The 14,003-nt window shown below is 62.2% G+C and carries 13 protein-coding genes; 12 read left to right on the top strand and 1 reads right to left on the bottom strand.

Translation table 11 applies throughout. From position 1 onward, the window contains the following. Positions 1-2 precede the first annotated feature (2 nt). From ABIE57_RS14890 to ABIE57_RS14845, 10 genes are read left to right on the top strand one after another with little or no spacing between them, the layout of a single operon-like run. Positions 3-785, top strand: coding sequence for an ABC transporter ATP-binding protein (locus ABIE57_RS14890; RefSeq protein WP_354539826.1), 783 nt, complete (start codon positions 3-5; stop codon positions 783-785). Next, entirely contained in the window at positions 782-1,528 is a 747-nt protein-coding gene (locus ABIE57_RS14885; RefSeq protein WP_354539825.1) for an ABC transporter ATP-binding protein, read from the top strand. The genes ABIE57_RS14890 and ABIE57_RS14885 overlap by 4 nt, the downstream gene beginning before the upstream one ends. After that, a complete protein-coding gene (locus ABIE57_RS14880; RefSeq protein WP_354539824.1) occupies positions 1,525-2,391 on the top strand; it encodes a branched-chain amino acid ABC transporter permease in 867 nt (288 codons plus the stop codon). Before ABIE57_RS14885 ends, ABIE57_RS14880 begins: the two co-directional genes overlap by 4 nt. 1 nt (position 2,392) lies before the next feature. Continuing rightward, on the top strand, positions 2,393-3,373 hold the full coding sequence (locus tag ABIE57_RS14875) for a branched-chain amino acid ABC transporter permease (RefSeq protein WP_354539823.1): 981 nt from the start codon (positions 2,393-2,395) through the stop codon (positions 3,371-3,373). Between the two features lie 9 nt (positions 3,374-3,382). Next, complete coding sequence (locus tag ABIE57_RS14870; protein WP_354539822.1) at positions 3,383-4,570, top strand: acyl-CoA dehydrogenase family protein; 1,188 nt, start codon at positions 3,383-3,385, stop codon at positions 4,568-4,570. Next, positions 4,567-5,238: a TetR-type transcription factor C-terminal domain-containing protein gene (locus ABIE57_RS14865; protein WP_354539821.1), complete on the top strand. Its 672-nt coding sequence runs from the start codon at positions 4,567-4,569 to the stop codon at positions 5,236-5,238. The genes ABIE57_RS14870 and ABIE57_RS14865 overlap by 4 nt, the downstream gene beginning before the upstream one ends. Beyond that, positions 5,235-6,569: a phenylacetate--CoA ligase family protein gene (locus ABIE57_RS14860; protein ID WP_354539820.1), complete on the top strand. Its 1,335-nt coding sequence runs from the start codon at positions 5,235-5,237 to the stop codon at positions 6,567-6,569. The genes ABIE57_RS14865 and ABIE57_RS14860 overlap by 4 nt, the downstream gene beginning before the upstream one ends. Beyond that, complete coding sequence (locus ABIE57_RS14855) at positions 6,566-7,678, top strand: CaiB/BaiF CoA transferase family protein (protein ID WP_354539819.1); 1,113 nt, start codon at positions 6,566-6,568, stop codon at positions 7,676-7,678. Before ABIE57_RS14860 ends, ABIE57_RS14855 begins: the two co-directional genes overlap by 4 nt. Next, positions 7,675-8,487: an SDR family oxidoreductase gene (locus ABIE57_RS14850; RefSeq protein WP_354539818.1), complete on the top strand. Its 813-nt coding sequence runs from the start codon at positions 7,675-7,677 to the stop codon at positions 8,485-8,487. The genes ABIE57_RS14855 and ABIE57_RS14850 overlap by 4 nt, the downstream gene beginning before the upstream one ends. Beyond that, positions 8,487-9,626 (top strand): CaiB/BaiF CoA transferase family protein, encoded by a 1,140-nt coding sequence (locus tag ABIE57_RS14845; RefSeq protein WP_354539817.1) that lies wholly within the window; start codon positions 8,487-8,489, stop codon positions 9,624-9,626. The genes ABIE57_RS14850 and ABIE57_RS14845 overlap by 1 nt, the downstream gene beginning before the upstream one ends. A 48-nt stretch (positions 9,627-9,674) precedes the next feature. On the opposite strand, the gene ABIE57_RS14840 is transcribed toward ABIE57_RS14845, so the two are convergent. Beyond that, positions 9,675-10,391, bottom strand: a complete 717-nt coding sequence (locus ABIE57_RS14840) for a response regulator transcription factor (RefSeq protein WP_354539816.1) — start codon at positions 10,389-10,391, stop codon at positions 9,675-9,677. Positions 10,392-10,468: 77 nt separating this feature from the next. On the opposite strand from ABIE57_RS14840, the gene ABIE57_RS14835 reads away from it, so the two are divergent. Together ABIE57_RS14835 and ABIE57_RS14830 are read left to right on the top strand one after the other, a co-directional pair. After that, positions 10,469-12,667 carry a hybrid sensor histidine kinase/response regulator gene (locus ABIE57_RS14835; protein ID WP_354539815.1) on the top strand — a complete coding sequence of 733 codons (2,199 nt, stop codon included), beginning with the start codon at positions 10,469-10,471 and terminating at the stop codon, positions 12,665-12,667. Between the two features lie 171 nt (positions 12,668-12,838). Beyond that, positions 12,839-13,999, top strand: a complete 1,161-nt coding sequence (locus tag ABIE57_RS14830) for a cytochrome-c peroxidase (RefSeq protein ID WP_354539814.1) — start codon at positions 12,839-12,841, stop codon at positions 13,997-13,999. Positions 14,000-14,003: the final 4 nt, after the last annotated feature.

Raw genomic sequence — 14,003 nt, 5'->3', positions numbered from 1 at the left:
AAATGACGGAACGGGCAAATATGGGGCGGTCGCTCACCGTCGAGGGGCTTCGGGTGAACTTCGGTGCGCTCGTCGCCCTCGACGGGGTCTCGTTCACCGCGAGGCCCGGCGAAATCCTGGGCATCATCGGCCCGAACGGTGCCGGCAAGAGCACCTGCTACAACGCCACCACGAATATGGTGACCCGACAGGGCCGGGTGCTGATCGGTGACCGTGACGTGACCGAAGTGCCCGCCCATGACCTCGCCGCGCTAGGTCTGCGCCGGGCGTTCCAGCAGAATGCGTTCTTTTCCAATATCTCCGTTCTCGACAACATGATTGCGGTGATGCAGCACGCATTCGGCTCATCCCTGGGGCAGACGATCTTTCGTCCCATCGCGTCGGCGCGGCGCGCGACAGCCGCTCGTGAGGCGGCGCATGAGGCGCTGGTATTGATGGGAATCCCGGAAGAATTCCACGCCAGCTTTCCCACGCAGATTCCTTATGGCACGCAACGCTCGCTTTCGATCGCGCTCGCGAACGCCACTGGTGCAGACATCCTGCTTCTGGATGAGCCCGCCGCGGGGCTGGGTGGGGAAGACATGAAAAACCTTGTCGACCTCATGATCACGCTCAGGGACAAGGGCGTCGCGCTCGTCGTCATCGAACATCACATGGACCTGATAATGAGCGTTACCGATCATATCGTCGTGCTCGATCAGGGACGCATGATCGCCAGCGGCACGCCCGCTGAAATCCGCAAGTCACCTGCGGTTCTCGAGGCTTACCTGGGGCGCGCGGAATGATGGATACTGCAAGCTCACCCATTCTCGAAATCGAGGGCCTGACCGCCGATTACAATGGCAACCGCGCGCTGGACATCGATCATCTCGCGCTCTACGAGCAACAGCTTCTGGGCGTTGTCGGGGCCAACGGCGCGGGCAAGTCCACACTGGTGGGTGCCATTCTCAACTGGTCGCGCGGCGCGCCGCGCGTATCTGGCCGGGTGGTGCTCGATGGCGAGGATCTGAGCCGTCTCGACACCACGCAGCGCGTCAAGAAGGGCTTGCTGCTGATCCCCGAAAGCCAGCTCATCTTTCACTCCATGAGCGTGGCCGAAAACCTTGCGCATCATGCCAGTGAGGCGGACGCGGGCGGGCGACACATCTACTCGCTTGACGATATATACGACCTTTTCCCCAATCTCGCGGAGCGGCGCGCGCACCTAGGCGCACAGCTTTCGGGCGGTGAGCGTCAGATGCTGGGTATCGCCCGAGCGCTCCGGCTCGCACCGCGGGTACTGCTGCTCGATGAACCCTCGATCGGTCTTGCGCCGAAGCTTGTCTCGACCGTGCTGACGACGATCCGGCAACTGGCAGATAATGGCCTCGCCGTGTTGCTTATCGAGCAGAACGTGAAGGCGGCCATCGAAGTGGTGGACAGAATGACGTTGATCGAGCGTGGTCGCATCCTGGCCGAGGGCTCGGCCGCCGAGATGCGCGACGACCCGCGCATTGCGGAATCGTATTTGGGGGTGCAGACCAGATGAACTTCACCGAACAGGTTATAAACGGGCTGGTACTCGGCCATGCCTATGCCCTCATCGCCATCGGGTGGACGGTGCTTCTTGGCGTGGCGCGGCTGGTCAATTTCGGCCATGGTCAGATGTACATGCTGGGGGCCTTCGTCACGTGGTTCGCCATGACCGGGCTCAATCTGCCCTATCTGGCGGCCATTCCGCTGGCGATGATCGTGGGCGTGGGCGTGGGCTACATGATGCAGCGCACAATGCTGAGCCTCACCATCCGGCAGGATCTTGTTTCGGTCATGATTGTGACGCTCGGTTTCGGCTACGTGATCGAAGGCGCTGCCGCGCTCACCTTCGGGTCGACTGGACAGATCCTCGACACGCCGCTTTCGCAAAAAGACATCTACTGGGGCGATATCTGGCTGACGTGGCAGGACTTGGCCATCGTGATCGTGACGATCGTCGTGTTCATTTCTCTGAAATACGTGGTTGAGCAAAGCCCGGTAGGCCGCAAGGTGCGCATGGTGGCCGAAGACCCCAAGCTCGCGCAGCTCGCCGGCATCTCCATCAAGCGTGTCTATCTGGGGGTCTTCGCCTTCGAGGGGGCTGCGGTGGCGCTGGCGGCGGCAATGGTGGCCCCGCGCACGCCGATCCTCACCTCGATGGGGTTCGAGGAGGTGATCATCACCTTCGTCGTGGTGGTGCTGGGCGGGATCGGCTCGGTTACGGGCAGTTATCTGGCGGGGCTGGGCTTGGGTCTCTTCACTGCATTCTTCGGTGCCTACGTGTCCTCGGCCTATGCCACGGCGGCGATGTTCGTGGTGCTGATCGCGGTGCTGGTCCTGCGGCCGGGCGGCATGACGCAAAAGATGGGAGGGCATTGAGATGCACAGCGCACAGTTCCGCAAGATCGCATTGCCCCTGTTCGGCCTCGCCTTTCTTGCCCTGCCCTGGCTCAGCGGCGGAGCCAACGTGATTTTCTCGGCCTGCGTCATCATCGCTATCTTCGCGGTCATGTCCTACGGGCTGGATGTCATCGTCTCCGATCTGGGCGAGGTCAGTCTGGCGCACCCGGTGTTTTTCGCGACCGGTGCCTATGTCACGGCAATCGCGTCGTCGCGGGCAGGGCTTGACCCGCTGACGACTCTCGTCCTGTCAATTCTCATTGTTGTGGCACTTGCGGCGGTCATCGCCTTCGTGACCTTGCGCCTGCGCGAATTTGTCTTTTCCCTCGTTACCTATGCTGTTTCGGTGGTGGCCATGACCGTTGCGGCCAACTGGGCGTTTCTTGGAGGCTCCGACGGGGTGACCGGCATCCCGGCTTTCGAGCTTCTCGGTTACCGTGCCCTGACCGACAAGCATCTCTGGCCAATCGCATGGGGCCTTTTGGTCGTCACCCTCTACCTTGTCTCAGCTTTCCGTAGATCGCGCCTCGGCCATGCGGCAATGACGGTGCATCTCAACCCGGCGCTGGCGAGGATGTCGGGTATCAGCCCCGAACTGGTGCGGATGAAGGTGTTTCTGGTCTCGGCTCCGATCAGTGCGGCGGCAGGTTGGCTTTATGCCTATCAGCGCGCCTATATCAGCGCTGATGTGCTCAGTCCCTATTTCCTGATCCTGATGCTGACCGCCGTTGTTCTGGTGGGGCGCCGCATCCTGCTGGCACCTTTGGCGGGAGTTGCTCTCATCATCCTGCAGGAACGGTTCCTGTCCTACGGTGCCTATATCGACCGTATCATATTGGGGACGCTTCTGATCGTCGCACTCTCATTTCTGCCACGTGGCCTATACGGGTTGGTGCCGGACGCCATTGCGGCTCTACGCCGTCCAAAAAATCAATCGCTGAAACAGCAGCAAGAAAACTAGGAGGCAGTTATGTCCATCATCTGGTCCCCGAAACTCGATGCCAACGCGCAGGCATGGTTCGATACCGCTGCGGTCTTGACGAAAGAGAAATTCGCGCCGCTCGCGGAGGAGCTCGACCGTGAGCAGCGCTACCCGTGGGAGAGTATCGATGTGCTGGTGAAGTCCGGCCTCGCGGGCGTTTTCATCCCCAAGGAGCATGGGGGGCAGGGCGCGGCATTGTCTTCGACCATCGCCGTCGTGGAAGAGGTGGCCACCGGCTGCGCCACGACCGCCGCTATCCTTTGTGCCTGCCAATTGGGTGCGTTCCCTGTGCTGTTGGGGGGAACGAAGGAACAGAAGGACAAGTATCTGGGCGAAATGGCCAACGGGACCGGAACCAGTTTCGCCCTGTCAGAACGCGCGACCGGCTCCGATGCCGCCGCCATTACCGCAAACGCGGTGCGCGAAGGGGATGGGTGGCGCATCCGGGGTGAGAAGTACTGGATCGGCAATGGCGGGGTGTCACGCTATTACGTGGTCTTTGCCAAGACCGACCCGGAGGCGGGCGGGCGAGGCATCTCTGCCTTCATGGTCGATAAGGAGGACGACGGCGTCATCATCGACGAGGTATGCGACAAGATGGGCATTCGCGGCACGCAGACCTCGAACCTCAAGCTTGATACCTGGGTTCCTAAGGAAGCAATGGTGGGTGAGGAGGGCAAGGCGCTTCGCCTCGCGTTGAAGACGCTGAATGTCGGACGGATAATGGTGTCGGCGCAATCCACCGGACTGGCGTTGGCCGCCTATCGCACCGCCGCCGAACGGGCGGTAGAGCGGCAGGCCTTCGGCAAGGCAATCATTGACAACCAAGGCATCGGTTACAAACTGGCCGACGTGGCGACTGAACTTTCCGCCGCGCGGATGATGCTCTACGAGGCCGCGCGCGCCTATGATGCTGGCGAAGACGTCCAGGTGCTCGGCGCGATGGCCAAGCTCTACACCTCGGAGGTGTCGCACAAAGCCGCCGATACGGCCATGCAGATCTGGGGCGGGTATGGATATTGCAAGCCTAACCTGGCCGAACGTCTCTACCGTGATCAGCGCATCCTGGAAATCTATGAAGGGACATCGGAAATACAGAGACTGGTCCTTGCCCGTTCGGTTAAAAACAGTGTCGAGGCTGCTGCGGCGGACCCGGCGAACCGGGGCATGAAATGAGCGACACAACCATGGACAATGCGGCCACAGATCAAGCACATCCAGACGCCGCGAAGGATGCGAAAGCCGAGATTGTGCGCGCAGCGGCCGATCTTTTCATGGATTACGGTTATACCGCCACCAGTATCGACGCCATCGCCGAGAAGATGGGCGCGACGAAGGGCCGTATCTATCACTATTATCGCAGCAAGGCGCAGATATTCTTCGACATCCAGCGCACCGCGATGACCAACCTGTTCCGCGCGGTCGAACCCATTGCACGCGAAAGCGGTCCGCCGGAAGACAGGCTACGGCGCATGGCCTGGGCTCATCTCTCGCTTATGTTGCGGGAGATGCCTATCCAGAAGGTCGCCGTGCAGGGACTTGAGAAATACCTCTTTGAAGCCGAGGGGTTTCGCCACTCCAAGACGCTTGCCGAAATAAACGCGCTGCGCGACGACTATGAACAGATGTTCGCCGAGGTGATCGACGCCGGAGCCCGGACGGGCGTCTTCGTGAACGACTCGCCGCGCCTGCTGACGAAACCGTTCTTCGGCACGATGAACTGGGTCACGGTCTGGTATCGGCCCCGGCGTATCCAGTCGGACGAAGACATCAATTCGATCTGCTCTGCGCTTGTCGAGTACGCCATGCGCGGGTTGCGTGACCCCAATGGAGGAGCTTCATGAGGACTGCGGCCAGAACACCCTTTTCCGAGACAATCTGGGACGAGGTCGAGATATGGTCTCGCGACCGGATCGAAGCGTTTCAGACCGATGCGCTGCAAAAGCAACTCGCGTATGTGGCAGGCACCAGCGCCCATTATCAAAAGCTGTTTGACACGCTCGACTTCGAACCGGCGGATATCAAGAGCCTCGATGACATCCGCCAGCTCCCGCTCACGAGAAAGCAGGATTACGTGCGCGGACTGGCCGAAGACCCGCCCTTCGGCACGTTTCGCGCCGTGACCGCTACCGAGGCCGCTCGGGTTCATTTCTCTTCCGGCACCACCTCCAGACCCGCGCCCGTTCTGTGGAGCCATGACGATCTTGATCGCTGGGCCGATCTTTATGCGCGGTTTCTCTATGCGCAAGGGCTGCGGGCCTCGGACGTGTTCCATTGCATGTTTGGTTATTCGTGGTTTGTTGGGGGGCTCGGTGCGACGCGGGCGGCGGAACATCTGGGCGCGCTCGTCATTCCGGGCGGGTCCGTTGATACCGAACGACAGATTGACACCATCCTCGAATACCGACCGCGTTGCGTGATTGGCACGCCGTCCTTCATGGCGCATATCGCAGAGGCTGCCTATGCGCGGAGCATCGATTTACGCGAAAGCAGTGTCGATATGGTTTGCGTGGGTGGCGAGCCTGGGGCGTCCATCCCCGGCACTCGTAAAAGGATCGAAGCGCAGTGGGGCGCGAAGATGTTCGACTGCTACGGGGCGCTCGAATGTCAACCAATCGGCTGGGATACCGCGCTGCAACTGGGGCCGACGCTGGCTGAAGATTTCATCCACGTCGAAATACTGGACGCAGAAACGGACGAGCCGGTCCCTGATGGACAACCGGGGGTGCTGGTGTTGACCCATCTCGACAAGCAAGCCTCCCCGCTGGTGCGCTGGTGGACTGGCGATGTCGTGGTGCGGGACAGCACGGTGGCCCCTGATGGCCGCACCCATGCCCGCCTTGTCGGCGGCGTGCTGGGCCGTGCGGATGATATGCTCATCGTACGGGGTGTGAACCTTTTCCCCTCCGCGGTAGAGGATGTCGTGCGCGCGCATCGCGGCACGACCAACGAATACGCGCTTGTGATCACGGATGACATGAAAGACCCCGAAACCGGGTTTCTCAAACGCGTGCTGCTTCGGGTCGAGCGGGCCGATATCGGCGATGACGGGCTGGCCGAAGACCTCGGCGCGGCCCTGCGAACCAAGCTCAACGTGCGCTTTGACATCGAGGTATTGGCCCCCGGCACGCTGCCGCGTACCGTGCACAAGGCAAAAAGGCTGTTACGGGAATGATTGGCAGCCCACCTCGACCCCTTGCGGGAAAACGCGTCGTTGAATTCGCGCAGTTCATTGCCGGACCGACGGCAGCGCAGATGCTCGCAGACTTCGGGGCTGAGGTTGTGAAAGTGGAGCCCCCCCAAGGGGATGGCTCCCGCGCCTTGCCTGGCGGCGCGCACGGATCGGCCTACTACCGATGCTTCAACACCGGCAAGCAAAGCCGGGTGATCGACATGCGCAGCACCGCCGGGCGCGCCGCCTTCTCCGCGCTTTTGTCCGATGCTCACGCGCTGGTCTGCAACGTGTCGCCGCGCGCGCTGCGCAAGCTCGGTCTCGGTCCCGAAAGCCTGAGGCGCGATTTCCCCGATCTGGTCGTGACGCTGATCTCGGGTTTCGGACAGGATGATGACCGGTCATGCATGGACACGATCGCCCAATGTGAAAGCGGATTTGCGTGGATGAATGGCAATTCCGACGGGACGCCCCGTGTTTCTGCCTCTTGGCCGGTGGATTTCTATTCGGGGCATTATGCGGCGATGTCCACCGCCATGGCACTGCTCGACCCCAAGCGTGATGGCGGGATGATCATCGACCTTTCGATGATGGAAGTGGCCTCGGCGATGTTGCTCGGACCGGCGGCCATACTCGCCGCGGAAGGCGACGTTCTGGGCAAGCCCTCGGGCAATCGCGATAGAGCCTCGGCCCCGTCCGGCATCTACGAATGTGCCGACGGGCATGTCTATATTTATGGCGGGCTTGATTGCTACTGGTCCTCGATGGGCAACGTGATTGAGGCCCCGCATGCAAGTGCCGCCGAGCGTCTGGAGCGGGCCGAGGAATACGATCGCTATGTCGAGGACTGGACCAGGCCGCGCAGCGTCGCCCTTGTGCTTGAAACAATGGCGCGGCTTCGCGTCCCGGCGGGTGCGGTGCGCAAACCCGGCGAAGGCCTCGAACGCATCCGTGCGCTGCGCTTTGGTGCCGGGGTGACCGAGGTTGGGGATGGACAGATGATCCCTGCCTATCCAGCCATTTTCAACGGTGCTCGCATTGGAAGACGCGTTGCGCCCGGATTGGAGAAACCCGCGCAGCAAACGAACAAGGCACAAGGGGATGAAACATGACGATTGGCGATCTGCAAACAGCGGTGTCGGTATTGAAAGACGGGATATTTGCAGGGCAGGGCGCTGTTGTCAGCGGTGCGGGGACCGGCATTGGCCGGGCGATTTCCACGCGCCTTGTCGAACTTGGCATGAATGTTACCGGTCTGGGTCGCCGCGAAGAGATGCTGGCGGAAACCGCCACGGCCGTTAGCGGTATGGCAGGGACCTTTCGATACACGCCTTGCAACGTGCGTGACACTGCGGCACTGGAGGCCGCCATCGTTGCAGCCGGCGACGCACACGGCATCGACCTTCTGGTCAACAACGCTGGGGGCCAGTTCTTTGCTCCGGCGACCAAGATCAGCCGTCGCGGCTGGGATGCGGTGATCGACCTCAACCTTTCGGCGATCTTCACTGCGACTCAGGCAGCTTATCCCTTTCTCAAGCTCTGCGGTGGCGCTGTCGTGAACATGTCACTTTCAGGCGTCGAGCGCGGGTCAATGGGCTTGGCGCACTCGATCGCTGCGCGTGCCGGCGTTCTGGGGCTGACACGGTCCCTCGCGCTGGAATGGGCCACAGACGGCATCCGCCTGAACTGCCTTGGACCGGGCACAGTGGTCACGTCCGGATTGTCCGACGAAGCGGCGCGGAGCCTGCTGGATGGTCTGCTGGAGGCCACCCCCATGCATCGCGAAACCAGCCCCCAGGAAGTGGCGGAACTGACGGCCTTTCTCGCAAGCCCGGCCGGCAAGCTGATGACGGGCCAACTCATTCAGATCGACGGCGGCGCGCATATCGGTGCGGGGCTTCACATGATCGGGGCGGCGTGATGACGACACCTCTTGATGGCATCAAGGTTCTCGACCTCAGCCGTGTTCTGGCAGGGCCGAGCTGCACGCAGACTCTTGCGGACCTCGGGGCCGAGGTCTGGAAGATCGAACCGCCCGACAGGGGCGACGACACGCGCGGCTGGATGCCCCCGGAAGTGGCCGGGGAATCCACCTATTTCATGTGCTGCAACCGATCCAAGAAATCAGTGGCGCTCGACCTGAAAAGCGAGGACGGGCGCGCAAAGGTGCAGGCGCTCGCACGCAAGGCCGACGTTCTGGTAGAAAATTTCCGTCTCGGTGCGCTGGACGCGTTCGGGCTTGATTACCCCACGCTCATCAAGCAGAATACACGTCTGATATACTGCTCGATCTCGGGCTATGGGCGCACCGGCCCGCGCGCTTCCGAGGGTGGTTATGACTTCACGATCCAGGCCGAAAGCGGTCTGATGGCGATCACCGGTGACCCCGAGGGAAGCCCGATGAAGCTGGGCGTGGCGATCACCGATCTCGCAACTGGAATGAATGCCGTTCAGGCCATCCTCGCGGCCTTATTTGCGCGAGAACGCACTGGCCGTGGCCAGCATCTTGATCTCGCCTTGTTCGACAGTGCCGTGGCGCTTCTGGCAAATGTCGCTTCGGGCTATCTGCAAACCGGTTGCGAACCGCAGCGCCATGGCAACGCCCACGCGACAGTAGTGCCCTATCAGCTCTTCGATACGGCTGACAGGTCTCTCGCCTTGGCGTGCGGTAATGACGGTCAGTTCCAGGCGTTGTGCAAGGTTCTGGGACGGGAGGACCTCGCGGCGGATGTGCGTTTCGTGCGCAACCGGGACCGGGTCGAGCATCGCGAAAGCCTCATCCCCGAACTGCAAAGGACCTTCCGCGCGCGTGGAGCAGAGGAATGGATCAGCCTATTGCGGGGTGCCAAGGTGCCAGCGGGATCGGTACGCTCGGTGGCGGACGTCTTTACAGCGCAAGACGTCCTCGAGCGCGGTCTGGTCGTCAGCGTGCCTGACGAGGTGCACGGCCAAATCAGGCTCGTGCGATCACCGCTTCGGTTTTCCGAAACACCCCTGCGCGAGCCGGAGGCCCCGCCGCGATTGAGTGAGCACACGACTCAAGTGATCGCGGCGCTGTGATTCAGGCTGCCGCGTCGCCAAACCGGCCTTTTGAGCATCGCACGTCGACTACTCAGCACACACTTCTGCGGCAAGGCTGTAGCCTGCGCCATGCACGGTGCGGATCAGTGACTCTGCGCCGCTCTGCACCGTGATCTTCTTTCGCAGCCGGGCGATATGGGCGTCGATGGCGCGGTCGGTCACCGTGACAGCATGGCCATAGATCGTCTGCATGATCCGGTCACGACTGACCACATCGCCGGCGTTTTCGGCCAACACCCGGAGCAGGTTGAACTCCATTCCGGTCAAGGACACCTGTCGCGCGTCCGGGTCTGACAGTTGTCGCCGCGGCAGGTCGAGCACAAAACCCATGAACCGCAAGACGCGCACTTCAGGCAAAGCGTCATGCGGCATGCCCATGACCTTGGACCGGCGCAGCACAGAGCGCACCCGTGCAAGCAATTCGCGCGGCTCGAACGGTTTGGAGACATAGTCATCCGCACCCAACTCCAGCCCGATGATCTTGTCGAACACATCCTCGCGCGCCGTCAACAGGATGATCGGCAGGCGCGAGGACCGGCGCAATTCGCGCGTGACCTCGAACCCGTCGATATCGGGCAGACCCACGTCGAGCAGCACAAGATCAAAGCTGGCATGTTCCATTGCCAGCCCCATGCGGGTGGCCGATCCGACGCAATGCACGTCAAAGCCTTGCTTGCTCAAAAAGCGGTCGAGAAACCCCGTCATCTGACGGTCGTCATCCACGACAAGAATTCGCTCGGTCATATCAGATGGGTCCCCGCACACTATCTTGCCAGTGTCTGACAACGGCGCGATTGTAGCGGAAGTCCGAAAGGCCAGATATGACCTCGATCAAACGCACCTACAATCTTGCGATGGCCGCAGCACTTCTGGTGCTGGTCACGGTCGTGACCGGTCTTTATCTCGGTGCGCAGACCCGCGCGCAGTTTACCGACATCGCCGAAAGCTGGACGGATTACGCCGAAGACCCCGAGAAAAAGGGCGTCTGGATCAGCTCCCTGCGCGGTTATCTTGGCTATGGCGGGATCATCCACAATTTCAAGAACTATGTCATTCGCAAGGATGACAGCTATCGCGTGCGGATGATGGATCAGCTCACGCAATTCGATGCAGTGATGGCCAGCTATCTGGCCGAACCGCTCCCCGATGCGGAACGCCGCGCGCTCGAGACGATCGTCGCCACCATCGAGCAATATCGCGCGCGGCTCGACATCGCCGAACGCGCGGTGGCAGGCAATTGGCCCGCCGAGCGCACCGACCGGTTGGTCAAAGTGGATGACACCGAGGCGATTCTGGCGCTGCGCAATCTGGAAACGTTGTGGATGGACAGCCGCGCGCGCAGCACCGAACGGATCATTGCGGCGGTGATGCGCGGCGAGACGCTGATCGGTTACGGCTTTCTCGCGATGGTTCTGCTGGTCACGGCCACGCTCAGTATTGCCTTTCTGATTGCCCTGTTGATCCGCGACATGCGCGTCACCAATGCGCGGCTGACAGAGGAGCTTGAGCGGCGGCGCGCGCTGCAACGCTCTGAACAGCGGCTGGCGCAGGCGGTCGAGCAAAGCCCGGCCACGATCCTGATCACCGATACAGAGGGCCACATCCAATACGCCAACCGGCGTTTCGAGGCGCTGTCGGGTTGGGCACGCAGCGAGATCATCGGGCACACACCCAAATTCCTGCAATCGGGAGACGCCCTTGATGAGACCTATACCGATCTGCGCGCCACGCTAGACCGGGGCGAGGTCTGGCGCGGCGTCCTGCGCAACCTCAACCGTGGCGGCGGCAGCTATTGGGTCGATAGCACCATTCTGCCGCTGCGGGCCGAGGATGGCACGATCCACAGCTATCTGGGCATTGGCGAGGATATCACTGAAAAGCGTCAGGCCCGCGAGCAGGTGGTGCGCGCGCAAAAGATCGAAGCGGTGGGCCTTTTGGCGGGCGGTATCGCGCATGATTTCAACAATATCCTGACGGCGATCCTGGGTTCGGCCCATCTCGCGGCGCTCGATGCCAGCCCCGGCAGCGATCTGGCTGAAGAGGTGGAGCAGATCGATATCGCCGCACGGCGTGCGCAGGCATTGGTGCGCCAACTTCTGGGGTTTGCCCGGCGCGAGCCGGGCACCCCCGAGGCGACCGATCTTTGCGCGGCGGTGTCCGAGGTCAACCGCCTGATGCGCGCCGCCACTCCTCCTACAGTCCGGATCGAGGGGGTGCGCGACTGCACGCCTGTCACCGTGCTGGCTGATCCGACCCATTTGCACCAGATATTGATGAACCTCTGCGCCAATGCCTCCGAGGCCATTGGCGATGCAAGCGGGCACATCCGCATTTCCGCGCGCGCCTTTGATGATGCGCCCGAGGGCCTGCCGGCACGTGCCGAGGGCTGGGTTGAACTGGTGGTCGAGGATGATGGGCCGGGCATGTCCGAGGAAACAGCGGCGCGCATTTTCGATGCCTTCTACACCACCAAGCCGCTTGGCAAAGGCACCGGGCTGGGCCTGTCGGTGGTGCAGGGGCTGGTGCAGGACATGGGCGGGCGTATCGCGGTTGAAACCGCTCCGGGCAAGGGCGCGCTGTTTCGCCTCTTCTTTCCCGGTGCTGCGGCGAACGCGACCCCGGACACCCGACCCCAAGCGCCAGAGCGCGGATATGAAAGCCTGCTCATCGTGGATGACCAGACCGAAGTGGCGGCAACGTTGCGTCGCGGCCTCATGCGCATGGGCTATCAGGTCGAGGCCTATACCTCGCCGCGCATCGCGTTGGAGCGGTTCGAGAAGGCACCCTTGCGGCACAACCTGCTGGTCTCGGACGTGGTCATGCCAGAGATGAACGGAATCGAGATGGCCCGTGCCATGCGCCGCTTGCGCCCGGACCTGCCGGTGATCTTTTGCACCGGCTTCAATCCTACGGAGGTGGCACTACCGGGCGGGCCGACCGAGGTGCTGGCCAAGCCGCTCGATCCGGTGGAGCTGGCGCGCCATGTGCGGCGCATGCTCGATGCGCGGCGCGCCGCCTGATCGGGCTGGACGCCTCCGTCACATATCGTCACAACTCTTCGCAAATCGTCACAGTGCCCGCAACAAACGTGCGGGTGCCCACGCCTATCCTCTGGCCAAAGCCAATCGCGCGTTCTGGCCGTGTCACACGGTCACGGCGTGCCCCGGCACAACACTGGACCGGAGGATCAGATGACACGATCAACACGACCATCGCGGCGCGCGGCCCTTGCCGCCGGAATTTCCGCCTTGGCATTGACCTTTGCTGCGCCCATGGCCGGTGCGCAGGAGGCGGCGGCGCTCGCCCCTCTGCCCGAACCGGGTGAGATCAACGCCGCGCGCGCCGATCTGGGCAAGATGCTGTTTTTCGACAATCGCCTGTCTGGCGACACGGGGCATTCCTGCGCCTCTTGCCATGATCCCGAAAAGGGTTGGGGGACCGGAGAGGCCATGTCGCATGGCTATGGAGACCTGCTCTATTTCCGCAATGCGCCGGGTCTCTTCAACGTGGCGGGCCGCAATTTCTTCATGTGGGACGGGCGGCTTGATGGCTCTGACCTTGGCACGCTCGTGCGCGACATGCTGACGGAGGCGCATACCATGAATATGGACAGCCGTCTGGCGCAGGAACGCCTGAAACAGGTGCCGCAATATATGGCGATGTTCGAGGCGGCCTATGGGGCCGAGCCCTATGGCGGGCGCATCTATGGGGCAATCGCTGAATTCCTGAAGACCATTCGCACCGAGAACGCGCCCTTCGATGCCTATTTGCGTGGCCAAGAGGATGCGATTTCGGATGCGGCCAAGCGCGGGCTGGCGCTATTCGAGGGCAAGGCGGGCTGTATTTCCTGTCATTCGGGCGCGATGCTGTCGGATGGCGGGCTGCACGCAACAGGCGCGCCGGATCACCTGGCGCTTGTGGGGGATGCACCCGGTCAGGCCGCAGAGCATAAGGGCCACAGTGCTGCGGCCCCGGCCGATGCGACCGCCGCGCGCCAGATCACCCTGTTGCGCCACTACGCCACGATGGGCACGCCCAATTACATGAACCTGCGCGCCGATGTGGGCCACTATGTCGTGACCAAGGACGAGGCCGATATCGGCAAGTTCACCACGCCGTCGCTGTGGGATCTGGGCCAGACCGCGCCCTACATGCATTCGGGCGTATTCGAGACCTTGGCCGATGTGGTGGCCTTTTACAACGCAGGCAATGACCGGATCGCGCCGCTCGGGCTTAGCCCTAACGAGGCGGCGGATATCGTCGCGTTTCTCGAAAGCCTAACCGGCGACGCGCCTGCCATAACCCCACCTGAACTGCCGGATTACGATCTGCGCGACGTTGGCAAGAACTGAGGAG

The organism is Roseovarius sp. MBR-6 (genome assembly GCF_040547525.1).
Classification (GTDB): Bacteria; Pseudomonadota; Alphaproteobacteria; order Rhodobacterales; family Rhodobacteraceae; genus Roseovarius.
Note: the sequence above shows the minus strand (reverse complement) of the source record. Positions and strands in the feature narration are given on the sequence as shown.